Genomic DNA, 22,694 nt, shown 5'->3' on the forward strand with positions numbered 1-22,694 from the left:
ATAGATAAGTAGAGCTACAATTTACAAGGGAACCTCAATGATAAATTCAGTACCTTCACCCAGAATAGATTGGCAATCCAACTTACCACCGTGAGTTTCTTCGACAATTTGTTTAGCTATAGCCAAACCTAAACCTGTACCTTTCCCGACAGCTTTAGTAGTAAATAAATGGTCAAATATTTTGTGTTTTACTTCTTCGCTCATCCCTTTACCATTATCAGCAATAGAGATTTTCACGTATTTATCTGCTATTGATGTGGTAATTGTAATGGAGTGAGGATGAGCTTGAATTTCTGCAAAAGTCCGTCCGTGATTCGATTCATCTAATGCATCAATGGCATTAGCTAAAATATTCATAAATACCTGATTTAATTGCCCAGGAAAACATTCAACTTGGGGTAAATCACAGTATTTAGTTGTTACTTCAATCGCGGGACGTTGTTCGTTAGCTTTGAGACGATGTTTGAGAATTAAAATTGTGCTATCAATGCCTTCATGAAGATTAAATGGCACTTTGTAATCTCTATCAGCACGGGAGAATGTGCGTAGGGAAGTGCTGATATTTTTTAACCTATCACAAGCCATTGTCATAGAATCGAGCATTTTAGGCAAGTCTTCTATGCTATATTCCAAATCAATTTCTGACTCGTGGTCGAGGATTTCTTCAGTTTTATCGGGTAAAGTTTCTTGATAGATTTTCAAATGTTCAATAATATCAGCAAAGGTGGGTTTAGTTTGTTCGAGAGTAGCATAAATAAAACCAAGAGGATTATTCATTTCATGAGCCACACCAGCGACTAAGTTACCCAAGGCGGACATTTTTTCACTTTGGACGATTTGTAGTTGAGCATTTTGCAAGTTGTCTAAAGCTTGTTCTAATTCTTGGGCATATTCCTGAGAACGTTCATACAATCGCGCATTTTCTAGAGAAATGGCGGCTTGGGTGCAGAGTAGGTTGAGTAGTTCGATGCGATCGCTGGTAAACGCCCCCTTTGTTAAATTATTTTCCAGATATAAAATCCCCAGCAATTTACCTTGATTCAAAATTGGGCTACACAAAATACTCTTGGGCTGTTGACGGGTAATATAGGGATCGTTAGCAAAGGTGATATCTGCGGTTGCATCCAATAAGACAACAGTCTGTTGATTGTTTTTGACTTTGTAAATCAGCTTGTGGGGAATTTCTTGACTGTCTTCAACGGGAAGACTTTGCAGGACAATGGGTTGTGTTCCTTGGGTAATTGCGCCTTGAATTAATAGATGATTTTCTTGCAGGAGGATTAACACAGATTTATCAGCACCAGCATTTTCGATGATGATGCTAAGTAACGATGCAAGCAGTTTTTCTAGTTCGATTTCCCCAGAGATAGTTTGAGATGCTGTGAGAATTGCTTTTAAATCTAGAGTATCGGAAATACTGCTGCTAGAAGCCGAAGAACTGCTTTTTGTGACAGTCCCCAAGGTAAAGATAGTTTCGTTAGTGGAAACAACAGAACGACTTTGCTGTAATATGGGGGCGAGTAATTGGGGATAGCGGTTTTCTAAGTCGGCGACTTTGGCTTTGGCTCCCCATCGAGCATAACAATAATATGCTTCCTGCATATAACCTGCGGCGACTTTCTCTTTTTCCCAATCGAGATAAAATTTAGCGGCGAGTTCGTTAGCAAGGGCTTCTTCTTGGATATAGCTGTTGGCTTTGGCTTCTTTAATGGCGCGATCGTAAAATTCTATGGCTGCTGTTTTATCATCTAAAACTCGATGCTTTTCCGCTTCCACTAAATAGAAGCGATGCAACTGATTCATGGGTGCATAATTTGCCCACTGTTCCATTATCTGTTGATTTTCTGCTACCTGCTGTAAAATCTGCTGTTGTTCTGTGGATGATGCAGCAGGATATAAAGCAAGTTGCACTAAAGAATCATACCAGTTGAGCAATGGGATGTTAGTCATTGCATATCCTAAGCCGGAAGCTTGACATTTTTTAGCTTTAATTGCATATTCCACTGCCAAATCTAGGACTTGAAACAGATAACAAAGCATCAGTTTGTTGACACAAAAATGCCATAAACTATTAGGATCGCTAGCTTGTTCATTTAATAACAGCATTGACTTTTCATCGTAGGCTGTACCAACTAATTCCCAAGGTGTAGCTGTTGGCTCGATTAAATTCAAGACAATTTGGTGGTAAATATTGTGATAATTTAGTGTCGCTTGTTTGTGAATTTTGGCTAAAGCTGCACCATAAATCGTCAACTCACTCGCTAGTGTAGTTAATTCTTGACCAGCAACATAAGCGTGGTAGCAATAAACAGATGCACCGTGACAGGCAAAAGCTAAGTCCCCAATGTCTAAACCTCTGGCATAGGCTTGCAGTAAGGGCTTGAGGGTAGCGGTGAGCGGTTCTTTCCAGTGGGTGATAAAACCATGAACAACTACCAGGACTCTGGCTTCATATTCACGATCGCAAAATTTGGAAAGCATTTGCAAAGCTAACTGACCAAATTCATAACCAGGGAGGATACTGTTTGATTGACCACTCAGCATCAGTCCATACCCTGAGTAAAAGAAGGCACTGGCTGAGGAATTGCCGTATTTGATGGATAGAGACAGTTCCTTCGGCACTAGCAAGCGGTGGAGTTCTGGTTTTCCGAGATAAGCAGGAGTGTCTACTTTAACTAAGACACGCAGGGCGGCGCGTAATTCCGGCTGCTGCATTTCTGGTAAATCGGCTAACTGCGCTATTGTTTTATCACTGAGGAGAGCTTGAGTTTCCTGTAAACCCAGAAAGAAATCTTGATCTGTGGGTTCTGAGGGAAACTCAATGCCAATCGGTCGCAAAAATTGCATGGCTGTATCAATAGCCTTCAAAAACTTACTTTGAATCGCGTAGGCTTCAATTTTGACTTCGTAGACTTTGGCTGTATCAATAATTGCTTTGGCTTGTTGTAAAACTTCCTGGGCAAAGTTTTCCATTAAGTCCATTTCGCCACTGAGGTAACTGCTTTCGGTAGCTTCGTTATATAAGCTTAAGGTGAAATCATAGTCAGATTGCCAAGGGTTGGTGGGGAGTAAATCAATACTGATTTTCAGGTAAGCCAGTGCAGCATTGTAGGCGGTTGAGTCTTTGGCTTTTTTCCCAGCGATGAAATTTAAGCGGGAGAGTTGATGGCGTTCTTGTGGTTCATGAAATTGTTCTAGGCCAATATTTAACTGATTAGCGATCGCAAAAACCTGTTCCTCTATTGCTGCTTCTGGGGTATTTGACCACAATAAACGACCAATTTTGACATGGGTTGTCTGTTTTTGGTCTTCTGGGATTAATGAGTAAGCTGCTTGTTGGACGCGATCGTGCAGGAATTTATAAACAAAAATTTCCCCATTGTCTTGATTTACACCTTGGTTTTCTGTACCCACAAAAAACTTATAAATCTCTGTCTGCGGTAAAATCAAGCCTGACTGCAAAGCATTCCATAAACAAGTTGCAGTTTCTACTATAGATTCTTGACCAACTAAAGCTAATGTTTTTAAATCGAATTCATTCCCAATACAAGCTGCCAGTTTTAAAATCTCTTGGGTGGCTACTGGTAGCTTTTGCAATTGCTGCGCCATAAATTCGACCACATCATCGGTCAAAGCCGCCTCTCGCACTTGCACAATATCACACTGCCAATGCCCTGCGCCCCAGTCAAAGGTAATTAACTGGTCTTGATGTAATGCTTTCAAAAACTGGGTAGCAAAGAAGGGATTCCCCTGAGTTTTCTGTATGACCAGTTCTGTCAGTGGTTTGACTACAGATGTGGGAGCATGAAGGGTATCGGCAATCAGATGATTGAGACTGGTAAAATTCAGGGGTTGTAGGGTGATGGTGTGGATTTTTGCCCCTGTTTTCTCCATGTCATTCAGGGTTAGCATTAACGGGTGGGCGGCAAATACCTCATTATCCCGATACGCACCTAACAGTAATAAACAGCCCGTTTGCGACTCAGACATTAACACTTGAATCAAATTCAATGAAGCTGAATCCGCCCATTGCAAATCATCCACAAACATCACTAACGGATGTGCGGGGATGCTAAAGACTTGAATAAACTTTTGAAACAACAAATTAAACCGATTTTGGGCGGCGGTTCCTGATAATTGCGGTGCTGGGGGTTGTGCGCCAATAATCTGTTCGAGTTCAGGAATCAGTTCTACAATCACTTGAGCATTTTCTCCCAGTGCTGCTGAAATCTGATTTTTCCAGTGTTGCAATTGGGTATCGCTTTCGGTCAATAATTGCCCCATCAAATCGCGGAAGGCTTGCACAAAGGCAGAAAAGGGAATATTGCGATTAAATTGGTCGAATTTGCCCTTAATAAAATAACCGCGTTGTCTAACAATGGGTTTATGCACTTCGTTAACAACGGCTGTTTTCCCAATTCCGGAAAACCCAGCCACCAGCATCATCTCTGTTGTACCCTGGCTAACTCTTTCAAATGCTTCTAGGAGGGTTTGAACTTCGCCTTCCCTGCCATATAATTTATCGGGAATGATAAAGCGATCGCACAAATCCCTTTGTCCAATTTCAAACTCTCCAATCTCACCAGTTTCTCGTAACTGAATCAGACATTTTTCTAAATCAAATTTTAACCCCAACGCACTCTGATACCTATCTTCAGCATTTTTCGCCATCAGTTTACTGACGATTTTTGAGAGGATCGAGGGAATATCTGGACGAATTTCAGCTATTAATCGCGGAATTTTCGCAAGATGAGAATGCACCAATTCCATTGCATCATGATATGAAAATGGTAATTCTCCTGTGAGCAGTTCATAAAAAGTCACACCCAGGGAGTAAAAATCTGTGCGGTAGTCAATCCCCCGATTCATTCTCCCTGTCTGTTCTGGAGATATATAAGCCAGTGTTCCTTCTAAAACATTGGGATTGATTAATGTTTGAGTTTCTCTGGGTAGGAGAGAAGCAATACTAAAGTCAATTAATTTAACTTGTTTAGTCTCTGGGTTAATTAAGATATTGCTGGGTTTGATATCTTTGTGGATAATCCGCTCATGGTAGAGTATGTCTAAGGTGTCGCAGAGTGCGATCGCTAAAACTAAAAACTCTTCTAAAGATGCGACACGCTGATTTTTCGTAAAATAATCCTTGAGAGAAATTCCCCCAAAGTCTTCCATAACTAACATATAGCCATTTTGCAGAGGTTCAAGGCTATAGGTTTGGATAATCAGGGGTGATGTGAGATTTTTGCCGATGGTGTACTGGTTGCGAAATAACAACATTTCGCTAAAGCTGGGATAAGGATTTTTCAGTAGTTTGATCACTACTGATAGTGAATCACTGTCTCTGACTGCGCGATAAACTATTGTTCTCGAACCATTATATAGCTCTTCACGAATGCGATATCCAGGAATACTGACAAAATTGCTCACTATATTGCCCTAATTCTAGTAATTTCTGAATTTAGTATTCCCAGATATCTGAAGTTAGTTTTAATTTTGAAATTCAAATCTATAGAGGAATTTCAATAATAAATTTAGGAATTTCAATGATAAATTCAGTACCTTCACCCAAAACAGAGTGACAAGACAACTTCCCACAGTGGGTTTCTTCGACAATCTGACGCGCGATCGCTAATCCTAATCCGGTACCTTTACCAACTGCTTTAGTGGTAAATAAATGGTCAAAAATCTTGTCTTTTACGGATGCAGCCATCCCTTTACCGTTGTCTGCGATCGCAATTTTTACTTTTTTATCTACAACTGAGGTGGTAACTGTAATCAGGTTGGGATTAGCTTGAATTTCTGCAAATTTTCGCCCCTGATTGAACTCATCTAAGGCATCAATAGCATTGGCTAAGATATTCATAAATACCTGATTTAATTGCCCAGGAAAACATTCCACTAAGGGTAAATTTCCATAGTTTGTAATTACTTCAATAGCGGGACGTTGTTCGTTAGCTTTGAGGCGATGTTTGAGAATTAAAATCGTGCTATCTATGCCTTCATGAATGTTAAATGGCACTTTGTAATCTTTATCAGCACGGGAGAATGTTCTTAAACTAGTGCTGATATTTTTTAATCTGTCGCACGCCATCATCATCGATGCCATCATTTTTTGTAAGTCTTCTAAGCTATATTCCAAGTCGATTTCGTCGGCATGATTAAGAATTTCTTCTCCTGGCTCGTTAAATCTTTCTTGATAGAGATTTAAATGTGCAAAAATGTCAGTAAGTGTAGGTTTAGCTTGTGCCAAACTAGCAGCAATAAAGCCCAAAGGATTATTCATTTCATGCGCTACCCCAGCTACCAAATTACCCAAAGCTGACATTTTCTCACTTTGGACGATTTGTAATTGTGCCTGTTGTAAATCTCGCAATGCTTGCTGTGCTTGTTGATAAAGCCGCGCATTTTCAATTGATATTGCAGCTTGGGAGGAAAGGAGCTTAATTACTTGGAGGCGTTCGTTAGTAAATACTCCAGTTGTTAACTTATTCTCGAGATAGATAATTCCTAACAAATGCCCTTGGTTCATAATTGGTGTACATAATACACTATGTGGTTGATGTTGCAGCATATATTCCCCAAGTAACCCAGGAATATTTATTTGGCAATTATTGATCACCACAGTTTCTTGAGTATTTTTAACGTAATTGATTAGGCTGGTTGGGACATGATGACAAGTATCTAAGGGTTGTGGATCAAGAATGGTTTTTATATCTGTTTGGGTAGTTGATTTGTGATCGATAAAAGTCAACGCCTGGACTCGCCATTGATTTTCTTGGGGAAGTATGATTACAGATTTTTTTGCCCCAGAATTTTCGAGGATAATCAAAGTTAGTTTAGCAATCAATTCGTCTAATTCTAAAGTACTAGAAATTGCTTGCGCTGCTTTGAGAACTGCATTTAAGTCTAGGACATCAGAAATACTAGTTTTAACTGTGCAACTAGAAGAAGATGTGGAATTATTAATAATAGTGGCAATGGTTTCTAGGGGATCTAAACCAAATTTTTGTTGTTGCAGGATGGGTTGTAGCAGTTGCGGATAGCGTTTTTCTAAGTCATCAGTTTTGGCTTTTGCACCCCAACGAGCATAGCAGTAGTATGCTTCTTGCATATAGCCTGCGGCAACTTTTGGTTTACCCCATTCTAAATAAAATTTCGCTGCTAGTTCATTGGCTAATGCTTCTTCATAGCCATATTCATTGGCTTGCGCTTGGGTAATTGCTTGGTCATAAAGTTCAATTGCTGCAGTTTTTTCTTGATTGAGTCTGGCTTTTTCTGCTTGGATGAGTAGACATTTGTGGAGGATATTTTCTGGACAAGCTGTTGACCAAAGATTTAACTTTTCTTCTAGCGGGATGAGTGATTGCCAATGGTGTTGTTTTTCGGCATCTTCGTTAGCAGTTTCAGCTAGCGCTAAATGCATTAATGCTACGTAAAAAACACTAGAAGGAACTTTAGCATGGCTAGCAATTGTATTTTCAATGATGCTGAGTTGCGGAATTAAATGAGGATAGGCAATTCGGTCATCAAATAAATAAGCATGGCGAATTTTCACAGAATATAACCAAGCCAAGTTATAGGGAGAATTGTGATATTTTTGCAAATATTGGGCTTCACTAAAACTGCCATCATCAAAAGTAAATCGCGTTTTTGTTAATCCCAGAAGATTGCGAATTGGTTGAATTACTCCTGCTATTAAAGCATCCAAATTATCTAAGCTTTTGATATGCGCCATAAAAGCAGCGTGATTTTGCGCGATCGCATACAAATCTTCTAAGTTCTTTCCGTAAGTCAGGCGATCGGAACCACTCTGCATCATCATAAAGCCAACTGTCAGCCAGTTTCCGGCTTCCATGCCATATTTATAGGCGTTGTTATAGTATTGATCCGCCTCGCGAATTGGGCGACTCCAGCTATGAACATCAGCTGCAAACAAAAAGTTAGTCATACCGCGCACATCAGCATTATCAAACTGTTCGCACAGCTGTACCGCCATTTCGCCAAATTGATAAGCTGTAGCACAGTCTTTAAGTACGCCATTGGCGATTAAGCCATAACCGACATAACCAAAGGGAGACATATCGCTGTTACCATACTGCAAAGACAGTGTGGTCATCTTAGCGAGTGCTAATAATGCTAAGGTGCTTTGACCATCCAGCCATGCAGCATAGAAGAGAATTTGTAAAATTCGCAGGATTTCTGCAATGTTGGCATCTTGCATTTTGGGAGCTGCAAGAATGGATTCAATGGTGTGCTGCTCTAAAAATTGTTGAACTGTGGCGATTTCTGCATCTAGGCTAGCTTGGATCGTCTCCTGTTCTTGTGGCATTATCCACCCAAGCAGCTGTAAACTTTGACGTTGAATCGCGATCGCCTCAGCATTTCTTCCCTGAAGTTGGTACTGAGTCATTTGCACGCGATAAATTATCGCTTGATCCAGGGGAGTTTGAGCATAGGTAAGTGCTTCTCTATATAAAGCTTCGGCTTGCTCAAAGTGACTACAAAGATAAGCGGCTTCGGAACCATCGCGATGTAAACTGTACATAAGCGTATAGTTCGTATGCCAAGTATTTTCAGACAATAAAGCGATACCAAGGGTGCAATAATCCTGTGCCGCTTGATAAGCGGCTGAAAGTTTGGCTTTTTGTCCTGCTTTTAAATTGAGTGCAGCCAATTCTTGTTTCTGTTCATCTGTGGCGATCACAGCTTTTCCCATATTCAGCTGGTTCACCAGGTCAAAAATTCGCTCCTCTTGTTCTTGGGTGGATAAGCCTTGTAACAACAATTGACCAATGCGGAAATGAGTATACTGCTTTTGCTCCTCTGGAATCAATGAGTATGCTGCTTGCTGAACGCGATCATGTAGGAATTTGTAGGTAACAATTTCTGAACCTTTCACCCCATCCTGCGATTCCCGCCCGACATAGAATTTATAAACTTCACTCTGGGGTAAAATTAGCCCTTCTTGTAAAGCTTTCCATAAAGCTGTAGCGGTTTCAGTTGCCGATTTTTCCCAAATAATCGCCAATGTCACCAAATCAAAAGAGTTACCAATACAAGCCGCAAATTTGAGAATTTCCTGTGTGGTTTCTGGCAATTTTTGTAACTGCAATGCCATAAATTCGACAACGTCATCAGAAAGCGATAAGGCTTTTACTTCTGCAATGTCGCATTGCCAATTGCCTTCATACCAATTAAATTTAATCAATTTATCTTCATAGAGTGCTTTGATAAATTGGGTGCTAAAAAATGGATTTCCTTGAGTTTTTTGGTAAATTAATTGTGTTAATGGCTGGGCAATTTCGGATAAACAACTTAAGGTGTCAGCCACCAATTGATTTAAACTAGAGAGGCTCAAAGGTGCTAGGGTAATGGTATTGATAGTAGCTTGAGCTTTTCTAATTTCGTCTAAAGTAAATATTAAAGGATGGGCGGCGGAAACTTCATTATCTCGATAAGCACCAATTAATAATAAATATCCTCCATGAGATTCACCCATCAGTAATTCAATCAACTTCAGTGATGCTGAATCTGCCCATTGTAAATCATCTAAAAACATTACTAAAGGATGTTCTTTAGTAGTAAAAACCTGCACAAATTTCTGAAATAATAAATTAAAGCGGTTTTGAGCCGCAGTTCCCGATAGCTTGGTTGCTGGTGGTTGCTGTCCAATAATTCTTTCTAATTCGGGAATGACTTCAATAATTACCTGACCATTTTCTCCTAAAGCCGCTAAAATCTTAGTTTGCCAAATTTTGATTTGAGCATCGCTTTCTGTAATTAATTGCCTCATTAAATCACGGAAGGCTTGCACAAATGCCGAAAAAGGAATGTTGCGATTAAATTGGTCGTATTTACCTTTAATGAAATAACCACATTGACGAACAATCGGTTTATGTACTTCGTTGACAACTGCAGTTTTACCAATCCCAGAAAACCCTGCTACTAGCATCATTTCTGTTGTACCGTGACTAACACGCTCAAATGCTTGCAGCAAGTTTTCTACTTCGCTGTCTCTGCCATATAATTTATCAGGAATAATAAAGCGATCGCACACATCCCGTTGTGCAATTGGGAAACTATCAATCTTGCCAGTTTCCTGCAGTTGAATCAAACATTTTTCTAAATCAAATTTCAGTCCTAATGCACTCTGATAGCGATTTTCAGCATTTTTCGCCATCAATTTGTTCACAATTTCTGAGAGTACAGGAGGAATTTTTGGGTTAATTGTATTTGCTAAAGGTGCAGTTTTCGCAATATGACAATGTACTAACTCCATTGCATCTGGCGTTGTAAATGGTAATTCTCCAGTGAGTAATTCATAAAAACTAACACCTAAGGAATAAAAATCAGTGCGATAATCAATCCCCCGATTCATCCGTCCAGTTTGTTCTGGAGAAATATAACCTAATGTCCCTTCCAACACATTGGGACTAATTAAAGTTTGCGTTTCTCTTGGTAGTAAAGATGCAATACTAAAGTCAATTAATTTTACCTGTTGCGTTTCCGGGTTAATCAGGATATTGGCAGGTTTAATATCTTTATGAATAATCCGCTCGTGATATAGAATATCTAAGGTGTCGCAGAGTGCGATCGCAATCTTTAAAAATTCCTCTAGAGAGATACCACCCAAAGTTTCTATCCTAGCAAAATCCTTGAGGGAAATCCCCCCAAAGTCTTCCATTACCAACGCATAGCCATTTTGGTAAGGTTCCAAGCTATAGGTTTGGATGATACTGGGGTAGTTGAGATTTTTGGCGATTGTATATTGATTGCGAAACTGCACTATTTCGCCAAAGCCGGGATAAGCATTCTTGAGCAGCTTGATGACTACACCTAAAGAGTCAGCCTCTCTAACTGCGCGATAAACTATAGTTCTGGAACCGTTGTAGAGTTCTGCACCAATCTGATATCCAGGAATACTAACTACTGTGTTAAGCATACTGTCGCATTTTTTAGACCTCAGGAGTTAGTATTCCCAGTTAGTGATACTAAATAATTGATTGTTAACTAAAGAGTTATTATAAAACGCTTCGTTAATGCAAAGCTAAAAATGCTTTAGCGTTCTTCTATTTTCGTAAATAAACTAATGATGAGACTACTGGTTTGCAAAATTTTTTTAATAACTTCTATGTACATAGTGGAAGCTAGAAAAAGTTAACCGCTGCTCTAGGTGAAAGTAATTATAACTGGTTGCATAATTGGTAAAATCGGGGAGATATTCAGTAATTCTTATTTCTCCCCGTTGCCTTTATCTAAGCGAACTTACTAGCAGTAGCAAATCGCTGATTAATTTCATCCCAATTTACCACATTCCACCAAGCTTCTAAATAATCAGCACGGCGGTTTTGGTAGTTGAGATAATAGGCGTGTTCCCAAACATCATTACCTAAAATTGGGTATTTTCCTTGGCTGAAAGGAGTGTCTTGATTGGCTGTAGTAGTTACTTCCAACTTGCCATTTTTATTGCGAACCAGCCAAACCCAACCACTACCAAATTGGCCTGCACCTGCTTCATTAAATTGTTTTTTGAAAGCTGCAAAATTACCGAAATTCTGATTTATAGCAGTTGCGATCGCCCCTGTAGGTTCACCACCACCTTTAGGCTTCATAATTTGCCAAAACATCGAGTGATTGATATGACCGCCGCCATTATTGCGTACAGTTTTGCGAATATCAGCGGGTACTTTGTCAAGTTGACGTAACAGTTCTTCAACAGTTCTGCCTTTAAGTTGTGGATGTTTCTCCAACGCTGCATTCAAGTTTTTCACATAAGCTGCATGATGCTTATCGTGATGAAACTGCATAGTTTTAGCATCAATATGTGGTTCCAGCGCATCATAGGCATAAGGCAGAGGCGGTAATTGAATTGCCCCTTTAGTATCTGATTTTGGTTCTGGACTTGTTGGGTTTTCGCTAGGAGAATTCTCCGCCAAAGCGCAAGCCTCCAGTGCAAAAGTACCTACACCCGCACCAACTAAAAACAAGAAATGGCGACGATTGATACTCATAAAAAATTTTGCAGCCAATGAATAAAATTACTAGACAGCTTTTATTGTCGTAGATTCAGGCTGCAAAAGAATGAGAATTGGGTATGGGGCATTGGGTATGGGGCATTGGGTATGGGGCATTGGGCATGGGGCATTGGGCATTGCTGATTTACCAATTACCAATTACCAATTACCAATTACCCATTACCCATTACCAATTACCCAAAATGCTGAATAATTGCATCGGCAAATTCAGAACACTTTAACGGCTGTACTTGTGGTTCGAGTAAACGTGCTAAATCGTAGGTGACTTGACGATTGGCGATCGCACTTCCTAGGCCTTTCTTGATCAGGTCTGCGGCTTCTTGCCAACCCATAAACTCTAGCATCATCACCCCAGACAAGATGACCGAACCGGGATTGATCCGATCTAAGCCCGCGTGTTTGGGTGCGGTACCGTGGGTAGCTTCAAAGACGGCGCAGGAATCGCCAATATTTGCCCCTGGCCCCATTCCTAAGCCGCCCACAATGGCAGCAGCGGCATCAGATAGGTAATCGCCGTTTAAATTCATGGTCGCCAGAATCGAATATTCATCGGGTCTGGTTTGGATTTGTTGAAAAATACTGTCAGCAATCCGGTCATTGACCATGATTTTATCTTTCCACTTGCCGTTGCCGTGGCTGTCCCAAATTGTGTTAAGAACAGTTTCAACTTCCTTGACAATTTGCGCTTGTTTCTCTGGAGTTAGGGCATCAAATCCAGGGTCAACTTGACGGGCGTTGTCTTCTAAGGAAAGATTGGGGTTTTTCTCCTTATTACTTAAAATCCAAGATTCCCGTTCGGTGACCGTTTCTTGGCGAAATTCGGTGGTTGCTAGTTCATAACCCCAATCACGGAAAGCGCCTTCGGTGTATTTCATGATGTTGCCCTTATGCACCAAAGTCACCTGTTGCTTGTTTTTAGGCAATAACAAGGCGTGTTTGATGGCACGGCGGACTAAACGCTGGGAACCCTTTTTACTAATGGGTTTGATACCAATACCAGCATCGAGGGGGATCTGCTTTTTCCCATGTTCTGGGGTGGCGGGGATCAATTCTTCATTGAGAATTTTAATTAAGCGATCGCCAATTTCGCTGCCTTGTCGCCACTCAATCCCCAAATAAATATCTTCTGTGTTTTCCCGATAAACGATCACATCTAGCTTTTCGGGATTTTTGTGGGGTGAGGGTGTACCTGCATAGTAGCGGCAAGGACGCACGCAAGCATACAAGTCAAAAATTTGTCTCAGAGCCACATTTAAAGACCGAATACCGCCCCCAACAGGAGTGGTCAAAGGGCCTTTAATAGCAACACCATATTCTTGAATAGCTGTGAGAGTATCCTGTGGCAAATACTGGTATGTTCCGTATAAATCACAGGCTTCATCCCCAGCGTAAACCTTAAACCAACTAATTTGTCGCTTACCGTTATATGCCTTTGCTACCGCCGCATCCAGTACTTTTTGGGTAGCAGGCCAGATATCTATACCCGTTCCATCACCCCGGATAAAGGGGATAATTGGGTTATCAGGAACAACAGGCTCACCATTCTTAAAGGTAATTTTTTGACCCTTTGTCGGGGGGGTAATCTTGTCGTACATACATACACTCCTAATTGATAAATACTTTGGGTATGGGGCATGGGGCATGGGGCATTGGGAATGGGGCATGGGGCATAGGGCATGGGGCATTGCTAATTCTTTCTCTTCCCTAGTCCCCAATCTCCAATCCCCAATCCCCAGTCCCAGCCTTTGCAGCACAGATTTCCCCCTACTTTCCTTGTACAGTATTTAGGGCTAAGGTGTGGGATTGAGTGAAATCAGCGCTATTTTGTACGATCAAAAATAGTAAACTACTTTTCGCTATCAGTGTTTAATCTTTAAGAACACCCGATAGCCGATCGCATTTTCAAACTCCCACTACAACGAGTAATTGGCATGACAGACCCAATGATTGTATCAGGCACTGCTAATGACATCGACTCCCTCCGAAGAACGCTAATCGCTGGGTCTCTTCAAGTCCAACAGCAAACAATCCCAAAGTTAGCTGAGTTGGGTGATGCGGGATTAGATGTATTGATGGAATTTTTACAGAAACGTAGTGATACCCCAGCGACTTGGATTGATGGCAAGGCCTATCAAGTACTCTACAACTCTGATGCACCTAAAGCCAAAGAATTTTTGCTTTCCCATTTTCCTGAGGGAATTGTACCTCTAAAATCAGATTGTGGGATTAATTACAATTCTTTGCAACAATTACTTGCCGCCCAAGACTTCCAAGCAGCCGATCGCGTAACTATCGAAAAAATGTGTGAACTAGCAGGGCCAACGGCATTACAAAGAAAATGGTTGTATTTTACCGAAGTAGAAAATTTTCCCTCGGTTGACTTACATACTATTAATAATCTGTGGTTAGTTCATTCGGAAGGCAAGTTTGGGTTTTCCGTTCAGCGAGAAATCTGGTTAGGTTTAGGTAAAAATTGGGACAATTTCTGGTCAAAAATTCATTGGAAAAATGGTAATAATTGGACTAGATACCCTAATGAATTTACCTGGGATTTAAGCGCACCTAGAGGTCACTTACCCCTTTCTAATCAACTACGCGGCGTGCGAGTCATTGCTTCGTTATTTGCTCATCCTGCTTGGAAGTAGTCATCAGACCAATTTTGGATTTTGAATTTTAGATTTTGGATTTTGGATTAACATTTTAATAATCTCAAAATTCTCGAAATCTCAAAGACAATCACTAATCCAATTTGGTATCAGTCATCAGTCCTGAACAATCAAAATCAAGGACAAATGACCAATGACAAACTACAAATGACAAACTACAAACAATGGCAAACGTCCGTTTAGAAGACATCAAACGTAGATTTAACAACGTAACTGCTATCGAGGATATTTCTTTTGAAATTCCCGATGGCGAGTTTTGGGTTTTAGTAGGGCCTTCTGGTTGTGGGAAATCTACGATTTTGCGAACGATCGCTGGTTTAGAAACAGCCACATCCGGTAAACTCTTTATTGGCGATCGCTTGATGAACAATATCCCAGCTAGACAGAGGGATGTAGCGATGGTTTTCCAAAACTATGCCCTATATCCCCACATGACGGTGGCGGAAAACATCGCTTTTGGGATGCAGATGCGGAAGGTTGACCGCAAGGTAATTCAAGATAGAGTGTTAAATGTAGCGCGATCGCTTTCCCTAGAACATTTGCTAGATCGCAAACCCAAACAACTTTCTGGGGGACAACAACAACGGGTAGCATTAGGAAGAGCGATCGCGCGTCAACCGCAAGTCTTTTTACTCGATGAACCTTTGTCTAATTTAGATGCCCAATTACGAGATGATACAAGAGCAGAGTTAAAGCAGCTGCATCAAAATGTGGGAATTACCACAGTATATGTGACTCACGATCAAGTTGAAGCAATGACTTTAGCAGATCAAATTGTCGTACTGAATCGTGGACGCATTCAACAAATTGGCGATCCACAAAGCATTTATGCCAATCCCGCTAATCAAATGGTGGCATCTTTTTTAGGCAATCCACCCATGAATATTTTGCCTGCGATCGCTCAGTATGAAGGTTTTAATGTTAGCGGACAGTTATTAGAAATTCCCACAACTTTACAAGCTAAATTACAACTGCATCAAGGAAAAAGTGTGGATTTGGGCATTCGTCCCGAACATATTACCATCAACACAGATTCAGCAGCTATTACCGAAAACTCTGCACTATTATCTGTGGAAGTCAAGGTGGTAGAACCCTTGGGGAGAGAAACTTTAATTCGCGCCAGTGTACCTGATTCATCAGTACTGCTGAACGTCCAGGTAGGTGGTGCGGTGCGTTTACATCCAGGCGATCGCCTTTCCCTACAACTCGATTTGAATCACTTATTTGTCTTTGACTCTACTACTGGCGACAGAATATTTCCTGGAAAATAACTATGATTTTACCGAAAATACCAGGTGTAAAATCAAATTCATTTCTTGGCTATGGCTAAGAAAAATTAGTAAAAGCAATACATATATTTTTGGCTAATTGTCAGTAATATTCCTAACTTTAAATAACCGTAGTAGTATTGCATAATACTAAAGATAATGAGGTAAATATTATTCCAGGTACAACTGTGTAGTTTAGTTGAGTCTAATCAAAATAAACTAACAAAATTAGTATAATTTTGTTAGTATACATATTCTTGAAACATCCATGCCTGCTAAAGATATTTACCATGATACTGTGAAGTTATCTTTAATTAAAGATGGATGGACAATTACTCATGATCCACTTCTACTGCAATATGGGACGAAAGATTTATTTGTCGATTTGGGAGCAGAAAAAATTCTAGCTGCGGAGAGAAGTGGAGATAAAATCGCAGTTGAAATTAAAAGCTTTATTAGTCCTTCTCCCATGAATGATTTAGAGAAGGCTATTGGACAGTATATCCTTTATAAAAACATTCTTGAAGAAATTGAAAAAGATAGATTATTATATTTAGCTGTTACAAACATAGTCTATAAAGATATTTTTGCTGAACCTATTGGAAAATTAGTTATGCAAAAAAACCATTTAAGGTTAATGATATTTAATTCTCACCGACAGGAAATAGAAGAATGGATAAATTAGAAAGATATCGAGCAATTATTATCAAATTACTACAAGAATACGCTAGTATACCTTATTCTTATGGTGATTTGGAAAGAAGATTTATCATTAGTGAAGACAACAATAATTATTTATTAATAACATTAGGCTGGCAAAATGACCAGAGAGTTCATGGCTGCCTAATTCATCTAGAAATCATCAATGATAAAGTTTGGATTCATCGAGATGGTATAGAAGACGGTATCGCTAATGATTTAGTAACCGCTGGTATTCCTAAAGCCGATATTGTTTTAGCATTTCATCACCCAGAAGTTAGACAATATACAGAATACGCCATTAACTAAGTATTATGTAGGATGTGTTAAGACTGAAGCCTTAACACATCAAATCTTTGGGTAAATGTGCGTTATACTAGGGCTACGTGCATTGCAAAAATAAAATATGAATCATATAAATTATTTTTGAATCTCCATCTGAGAAATTAGAGATTCTTTTTTGCTTTTGCCGCAAGGTTCAGCACTTTGGCAATCACTGACTGACTCAATTTTATAAGTTAAACTGACTTTTTTATTTAAAAATGTTTCGGGTTTTTCGCATACTTCAAAGGTAGCACCCAAATTATGTTCAGTTCCCTTTTCATCAACTAAGGTAACGTAGCATTTTAAATCGCCATTTACCATTTCTTTAATCGTGCCAATTTGCGGTTGTGCTGTTTCAGATGTCTCAGCTTCATCACTTTTGGCTTGATTATTAGATTTTTTATTCGTAGCTTCTATTTTATTTTCTGTAGTTGTGGAAGTTGCTTTTACAGTTTCCGTTTTTGTGGGTGCTTTTTCTGGAGTTTCCTTGGCACTTTCACTGGCTGCATTACTGCAACTAGTAATCCAGATAGAACAAAGAACTACCGCAATTGTTGTGGCTAGCTTTTTCATGAGTGTAAATTGAAAGTAATGCAGTTAGGCTGATTTCACACCCATAAAAAATTACAGGTAAAATTTTTAATAGTGTGAAATCTTACATCTAGATTAACTAAAGCTTTTTAGCAAAACTTCCGTGCTAACACAGCTATAGTACATAAAGATTTAATGTTTAAAAATTTACACTGCTTGCTTGACTTGAGATTTTGCTAAGTCACTAGGAGCAAAGGCACCATTTTCTGTAATGATGGCTGTAATTAACTCTGCTGGGGTAACGTCAAAAGCTGGATTATAAAAGTCCACCCCTGAAGGCGTGAGGATAGTATCACCTACTTGATAAATTTCTGCAGGATTTCTTTCCTCAATCGGAATTTGGCTACCATCAGATAATGCAAAATCAACAGTAGATAAAGGCGCAGCGACAAAGAAGGGAATATTATGTGCCTTAGCTGCGATCGCTACACTATATGTACCTATTTTATTGGCGGTATCACCGTTAGCCGCAATTCTATCGGCACCGACGACAACAGCATGAATTAAACCCTGTTTCATGCAATGGGCTGCCATATTATCAGTAATTACCGTCACGGGAATTCCTTCTTGCACGCATTCCCAAGCTGTGAGTTTAGCACCTTGCAAGCGGGGACGGGTTTCATCAGCAAACACTCGTGCTAAACGCCCTTCTCGCCAAGCGGAACGCACCACACCCAAAGCTGTACCGTAACCAGCTGTAGCCAACGCCCCAGCATTACAGTGAGTCAAAATTGTCAACTTTTCGGGATTTTTAGGCAATACTGCTAACCCATTGTCACCAATCGCCTGGCAAGTTTGTAAATCTTCAGCATGAATAGCTTGAGCCGTTTCCAAGAGATTTTGTTTAAGTTCTGCTACGCTTCCCAAGTTTTCATAAGCAGTTTTCATCATGCGGCTAATTGCCCAAAATAAATTTACTGCTGTGGGGCGAGTAGAACGCAACAATTGAGCAACCTGTTCTAAACGCTGCAAAAATTCCTGATGGTTGCTGGTTTCAATTTCCCTCGCACCTAGATAGATACCGTATGCAGCCGCAACCCCAATTGCTGGCGCACCGCGAACAATCATAGTTTTAATTGCCCACGCCATATCTTCGCTGCGGTGAATTTCTACAAAAGCATACTCATTAGGCAGGCGGGTTTGATCAATTAATGATACTGTGTCGTCATGCCAAATAATTGGATAAACCTGATTTTGAGAATTTGTCACGTTGCTTTGCTCCGAATTTAAAATTAAAAATCAAAATTAACAATTCCCTGATGCACAAAATTTTGCTGTTAATGAAGCAACAAAATTAGGCAGCAATTTTTGGAGGGTGGACATTGGTAGATATTTCGTTGCAACCTGGATGCTAACTGTTGCTTAACCAGGTGAATGGAAAAAGGAAAGACAATACCTTTAACCCTTCCCCTTTACCCAAGCCAAATTATGAGTGCAAAATACTCAACAAGTTGTATTGCTACTCACTCTACTATGCATATTTGAAAAATTAGCTACTCATTTTATCTCAATTCAGTCACTCAATACCCTCCTTGCTGAAGAGAAACCACCCTCAGCAATCTAGGGAATAGCCCAATTACCCATGACCCATTCCCCATTCCATTACCAATTTTCATCTAAGTTAATTTTTCTAACACTCTGCCCCGATCATGTATCCGGTGTAAATAAAAACTGCTGTAATAATGCTGAAATCCTAGCGCTGAATTCTCAAAATTAAGTGCAGGAAATTGGTTTGCATCTGAATTAGTAGATCAAGGACATTCGGACTCTATTTATGCAGTTATTCAAAATTTTCTGGAAAAGAACTAGCAAGAGATATTATTACCCTCTACTATCTCTAGTCCTAGCTTGCATCTTAATATTTACTTCAATCAGCTTTAGCCAAGCGCAAGAAGATAGTAGTAATAGCCAGCCACCTAATACCAACTCTACACCAATAGAGAATACATATACTCCTCAGCAAGCTAGCAATGAAATGTGGAATGCACCGCGTGTGACTACAATTAGGAGTGTTAGCCCCAAGGAATTGTATATCAGCATTCCGCAATCACTTGTACCGGAAAATATTAATAACTACAAACAAGAAAGAGTGAATTTAGTTATTACAGGTGATAATTTTCCCAAAATAGATAATTCACCCAATAATAAAATTGCCGTCAAAATTGGTAATCCACCGGATATTGCTACGACAAATAATATTAGAGTTGCGGATGATAGAAGGGCAATTTATGCAACTTTTAATAGCGAGCAATTAAAAAAATTAAGCAGAGGATTACGCCCTGTAATTGTAGAGGTAGAAGGAAATGCCACTAATATAGACCCTTCCCTAGGTGCAGAACAACTTCAGGTCACAGTCAAGCGTCCTGTGAGTGAGTTAACTACTTTCATTGTGTTTGCGATCGCAGCTCTGTTCACGTTCCTAATTATAGTCATCATCTATGTGCTGGCTACAGAGTCGAAAAAAACCGACTTACCGCAACCAGTCAAAGAAAGCAATACAAGAAAGTTTAATTCTTTAGAGTGGTTGATTCTTGATCGCCAAACCAATACCTTTAGTTTGGCACGTGCTCAGTTTGTTTGGTGGCTGACTATTATTGTGTTTGGCTATTTATTTCTCTTCATCGGCCGCGGACTGATTCAAGACATTTGGGAGTTCATTCCCCTATCAGGATTTGCCTATACCTTTTTAATTAGTTTAGTAACATTAGTCACAGCCCAAGCCACTTCCGCTGTGCGTGGTAGTAAAGGTTCCGGGCAAGTAAATCCTGCATGGTCAGATTTAGTGGTACATGGTGGTGTAGTAGCCTTAGAACGGGTACAGCAGGTAGTTTGGAACCTAATTATTGGTGTTGCTTTTATCGTGATTCTTTTAGTCACCTATACCACTGCATCTTCCTTACCAAGCATCCCCTCGGAAATTTTAGTACTGATGGGTATCAGTGCTGGTGGTTACATCGGTGGTAAAGCAGTCCGTAAACCAGGGCCTAATATTAGCCAAGTAGTTTTGTGGGGCGAACCAATTGACTGGAATACAAATCCTCAGCTTACCGTCGCCGGAGAGCATTTTTCCCAAGCTGGCGGCGTAATTGTGCAAATGGTTTACTTAGATGATTCTTTGAATGAAAAACCAGAAACACGGATTGAAATTAAACAAGACAATGTTTATACCCTAGAGCCAGATCCTACGAATCCTGGTGAGTTCTGTAAAAAGCTGCAAATCAATTTTAATGGCTTGAATGCCCTACCAGATTCTGAATGGTCAATATGGCTACAAGAATTTGCTAGTAATTTTACAGATAAAAAAGTCAAAATTACTTTAATTAACGCTGATGGGCAACGGGCTGTCTGGGATGGTTCCAATCCTGTACCTGAAAGAAGAGATGCTCCCGCACTCCAAGCACCATAGGCATTGGGTTTAGGGAAAAGGTAAAAGGGTAAGGGTTAAGGGATTTCCAGGAATTCAATTATCCAATTTCTGAGAGAAAATATTTTCTTTATCCCTCCTGCTCCCTGCTCCCTTGCCAAAAAAGCGATAGTATATTTTTTTAGTTAGGAGTCCCTAAGGGTATTTTCTTGCCCCTTTCCCCCTTCGCCTTTTCCCCCTTAACCCATCAGTAACAATAAATCCCAAATAGTATTTGATACCCTTACAATACGCGCAATAAGCTAGGAATGCTATCGATCGCGGACAATTCCCGTATTTCTGCCAAAGCTTGGCGAAAGTCCCCTTCTTTCACATCATGGGTAACAACCACAATCTCAGCTAGTTCTCCCTGAAACCCAGTTTGGACAACAGATTCTAAACTAACGCCGTAATTGCCAAAGCAGGTACCTAATTTACCAATCACTCCGGATTGATCTCTAGTTAAAAACCTGGTATAAAAACGAGTTACTAATTCGGAAATTGGGGCAATTTCACAGTAGTCTTGATGCCGACAAGCTAAGAGAGGATTGGGGTTAGCTGTACTAGTTTTCAGCGTTGCTACTAAATGTAAGATATCTGATGTGACAGCACTGGCGGTTGCGCCAGCACCAGCACCCGGCCCAAACAACATGACTTGCCCAATGGGTTCGCCTTCTACAAGAATGGCATTATACACACCGTTAATGCTGGCTAAGGGGTGTGCTTTGGGCACTAAAGTCGGATGAACTCTTACAGATAACTTTGAGCGATCGCTAGCATGAAGCTTGGCGATCGCTAATAATTTAATTACAAATCCTAATTTCTCAGCATAGGCGATATCGGTCTTACTGACTTGCCGAATCCCTTCTGCATAAACATCTTCCAGGTGAATGCGTCCACCAAAGGCTAAGGATGCCAAAATCGCAATTTTATCGCCTGCATCTAAACCATCCACATCAGCGGTAGGATCGGCTTCCGCATAACCTAATCTTTGAGCATCAACCAATACATCCTCAAAGTTGCTACCTTCTTGCTGCATCCTGGTGAGGATGTAGTTGGTAGTACCGTTAACAATACCTGTGACGGCGTGAATGCGGTTCACACTTAAAGATTGTTTGAGTGGTTGAATCACAGGGATACCACCACCAACTGCAGCTTCTAGCAAGACATAGACTCCAGCTTCATTAGCAGTGGTAAAGATTTCATCACCAAAACGCGCGATCGCAGCTTTATTGGCGGTAACTACGTGTTTACCATTTTTTAAAGCTTGGAGAATTAGCGATCGCGCCGGTTCCAATCCACCTATGACTTCTACAACAATATCTACCTCTGGATCGTTGACGATAGATTCTAAATCTGTGGTCACTACTCCCTCTGGTAGTTGTACCTCACGCGGTTTATCAAGCGATCGTACTCCCACTCGGTAGATTTCTACCTCCTGCAACAAGGGGTTACGGTCAGTTGTATCTTGTAACAACTGTACTGTACCCGTCCCAACAGTTCCTAATCCCAGTATTCCTAGCTTCACACCCACAAATTTTGTACCAAATTCAGTTTTGAGTGCTGAGTACTGAGTTCTGAGTTCTGAGTAATAAATTACTACTCAAAACTAACAACTCTTTCTCAGGTATCTATATAAAACAATTGTAGGGTGGGCACAGCCCACCCTACACACTTAGAATTCTATACTCAGAAACGCCACTTGCTT

General features: G+C 40.3%; 13 protein-coding genes. 6 read left to right on the forward strand and 7 right to left on the reverse strand.

Annotated features, from left to right (window positions below; genetic code table 11):
- Positions 1-21: 21 nt before the first annotated feature.
- The 3 genes from AACU25_RS32340 to AACU25_RS32350 all read right to left on the reverse strand — a co-directional run bounded on the left by AACU25_RS32340 (position 22) and on the right by AACU25_RS32350 (position 12,011).
- Positions 22-5,430, reverse strand: a complete 5,409-nt coding sequence (locus tag AACU25_RS32340) for an AAA family ATPase (RefSeq protein WP_096582724.1) — start codon at positions 5,428-5,430, stop codon at positions 22-24.
- Positions 5,431-5,506: 76 nt separating this feature from the next.
- Entirely contained in the window at positions 5,507-10,942 is a 5,436-nt protein-coding gene (locus AACU25_RS32345) for an ATP-binding sensor histidine kinase (RefSeq protein ID WP_096582726.1), read from the reverse strand.
- A gap of 313 nt (positions 10,943-11,255) precedes the next feature.
- Positions 11,256-12,011: a superoxide dismutase gene (locus tag AACU25_RS32350; protein ID WP_096582728.1), complete on the reverse strand. Its 756-nt coding sequence runs from the start codon at positions 12,009-12,011 to the stop codon at positions 11,256-11,258.
- A 70-nt stretch (positions 12,012-12,081) separates the two neighbouring features.
- Here AACU25_RS32350 and AACU25_RS32355 point away from each other — a divergent pair, with 70 nt between their 5' ends.
- On the forward strand, positions 12,082-12,228 hold the full coding sequence (locus AACU25_RS32355) for a hypothetical protein (RefSeq protein ID WP_339382092.1): 147 nt from the start codon (positions 12,082-12,084) through the stop codon (positions 12,226-12,228).
- Here the strand turns inward: AACU25_RS32355 and AACU25_RS32360 are convergent.
- Positions 12,209-13,630: an NADP-dependent isocitrate dehydrogenase gene (locus tag AACU25_RS32360; protein ID WP_096582730.1), complete on the reverse strand. Its 1,422-nt coding sequence runs from the start codon at positions 13,628-13,630 to the stop codon at positions 12,209-12,211. The two genes, AACU25_RS32355 and AACU25_RS32360, sit on opposite strands and share 20 nt — an antisense overlap.
- 336 nt (positions 13,631-13,966) lie before the next feature.
- On the opposite strand from AACU25_RS32360, the gene AACU25_RS32365 reads away from it, so the two are divergent.
- The 4 genes from AACU25_RS32365 to AACU25_RS32380 all read left to right on the forward strand — a co-directional run bounded on the left by AACU25_RS32365 (position 13,967) and on the right by AACU25_RS32380 (position 16,977).
- On the forward strand, positions 13,967-14,680 hold the full coding sequence (locus tag AACU25_RS32365) for a GUN4 domain-containing protein (protein WP_096582732.1): 714 nt from the start codon (positions 13,967-13,969) through the stop codon (positions 14,678-14,680).
- A gap of 185 nt (positions 14,681-14,865) precedes the next feature.
- Entirely contained in the window at positions 14,866-15,972 is a 1,107-nt protein-coding gene (locus AACU25_RS32370; protein WP_096582734.1) for an ABC transporter ATP-binding protein, read from the forward strand.
- Positions 15,973-16,237: 265 nt separating this feature from the next.
- Positions 16,238-16,654, forward strand: a complete 417-nt coding sequence (locus AACU25_RS32375; RefSeq protein WP_096582736.1) for a XisH family protein — start codon at positions 16,238-16,240, stop codon at positions 16,652-16,654.
- Positions 16,642-16,977, forward strand: coding sequence for a XisI protein (locus tag AACU25_RS32380; protein ID WP_096582738.1), 336 nt, complete (start codon positions 16,642-16,644; stop codon positions 16,975-16,977). Before AACU25_RS32375 ends, AACU25_RS32380 begins: the two co-directional genes overlap by 13 nt.
- Positions 16,978-17,088: 111 nt before the next feature.
- Here the strand turns inward: AACU25_RS32380 and AACU25_RS32385 are convergent, their stop codons facing one another.
- Together AACU25_RS32385 and mtnA are read right to left on the reverse strand one after the other, a co-directional pair.
- Entirely contained in the window at positions 17,089-17,565 is a 477-nt protein-coding gene (locus AACU25_RS32385) for a hypothetical protein (protein ID WP_096582740.1), read from the reverse strand.
- Between the two features lie 165 nt (positions 17,566-17,730).
- Positions 17,731-18,792: an S-methyl-5-thioribose-1-phosphate isomerase gene (gene mtnA / locus AACU25_RS32390; RefSeq protein WP_096582742.1), complete on the reverse strand. Its 1,062-nt coding sequence runs from the start codon at positions 18,790-18,792 to the stop codon at positions 17,731-17,733.
- Positions 18,793-19,357: 565 nt separating this feature from the next.
- On the opposite strand from mtnA, the gene AACU25_RS32395 reads away from it, so the two are divergent.
- Positions 19,358-20,989, forward strand: coding sequence for a hypothetical protein (locus tag AACU25_RS32395; RefSeq protein WP_096582744.1), 1,632 nt, complete (start codon positions 19,358-19,360; stop codon positions 20,987-20,989).
- A gap of 241 nt (positions 20,990-21,230) precedes the next feature.
- Here the strand turns inward: AACU25_RS32395 and AACU25_RS32400 are convergent, their stop codons facing one another.
- A complete protein-coding gene (locus tag AACU25_RS32400) occupies positions 21,231-22,520 on the reverse strand; it encodes a homoserine dehydrogenase (RefSeq protein WP_096582746.1) in 1,290 nt (429 codons plus the stop codon).
- Positions 22,521-22,694: the final 174 nt, after the last annotated feature.

This window comes from Tolypothrix tenuis PCC 7101 (genome assembly GCF_963874875.1).
Classification (GTDB): Bacteria; Cyanobacteriota; Cyanobacteriia; order Cyanobacteriales; family Nostocaceae; genus Aulosira; species Aulosira tenue.

Bases quoted from the DNA above. Each gene is read 5' to 3' on its own strand.
- AACU25_RS32345 (WP_096582726.1), bottom strand. From the start codon at position 10,942: ATGCTTAACACAGTAGTTAGTATTCCTGGATATCAGATTGGTGCAGAA.
- AACU25_RS32350 (WP_096582728.1), bottom strand. From the start codon at position 12,011: ATGAGTATCAATCGTCGCCATTTCTTGTTTTTAGTTGGTGCGGGTGTA.
- AACU25_RS32355 (WP_339382092.1), top strand. From the start codon at position 12,082: ATGAGAATTGGGTATGGGGCATTGGGTATGGGGCATTGGGTATGGGGC.
- AACU25_RS32360 (WP_096582730.1), bottom strand. From the start codon at position 13,630: ATGTACGACAAGATTACCCCCCCGACAAAGGGTCAAAAAATTACCTTT.
- AACU25_RS32365 (WP_096582732.1), top strand. From the start codon at position 13,967: ATGACAGACCCAATGATTGTATCAGGCACTGCTAATGACATCGACTCC.
- AACU25_RS32370 (WP_096582734.1), top strand. From the start codon at position 14,866: ATGGCAAACGTCCGTTTAGAAGACATCAAACGTAGATTTAACAACGTA.
- AACU25_RS32375 (WP_096582736.1), top strand. From the start codon at position 16,238: ATGCCTGCTAAAGATATTTACCATGATACTGTGAAGTTATCTTTAATT.
- AACU25_RS32380 (WP_096582738.1), top strand. From the start codon at position 16,642: ATGGATAAATTAGAAAGATATCGAGCAATTATTATCAAATTACTACAA.
- AACU25_RS32385 (WP_096582740.1), bottom strand. From the start codon at position 17,565: ATGAAAAAGCTAGCCACAACAATTGCGGTAGTTCTTTGTTCTATCTGG.
- AACU25_RS32395 (WP_096582744.1), top strand. From the start codon at position 19,358: ATGCAGTTATTCAAAATTTTCTGGAAAAGAACTAGCAAGAGATATTAT.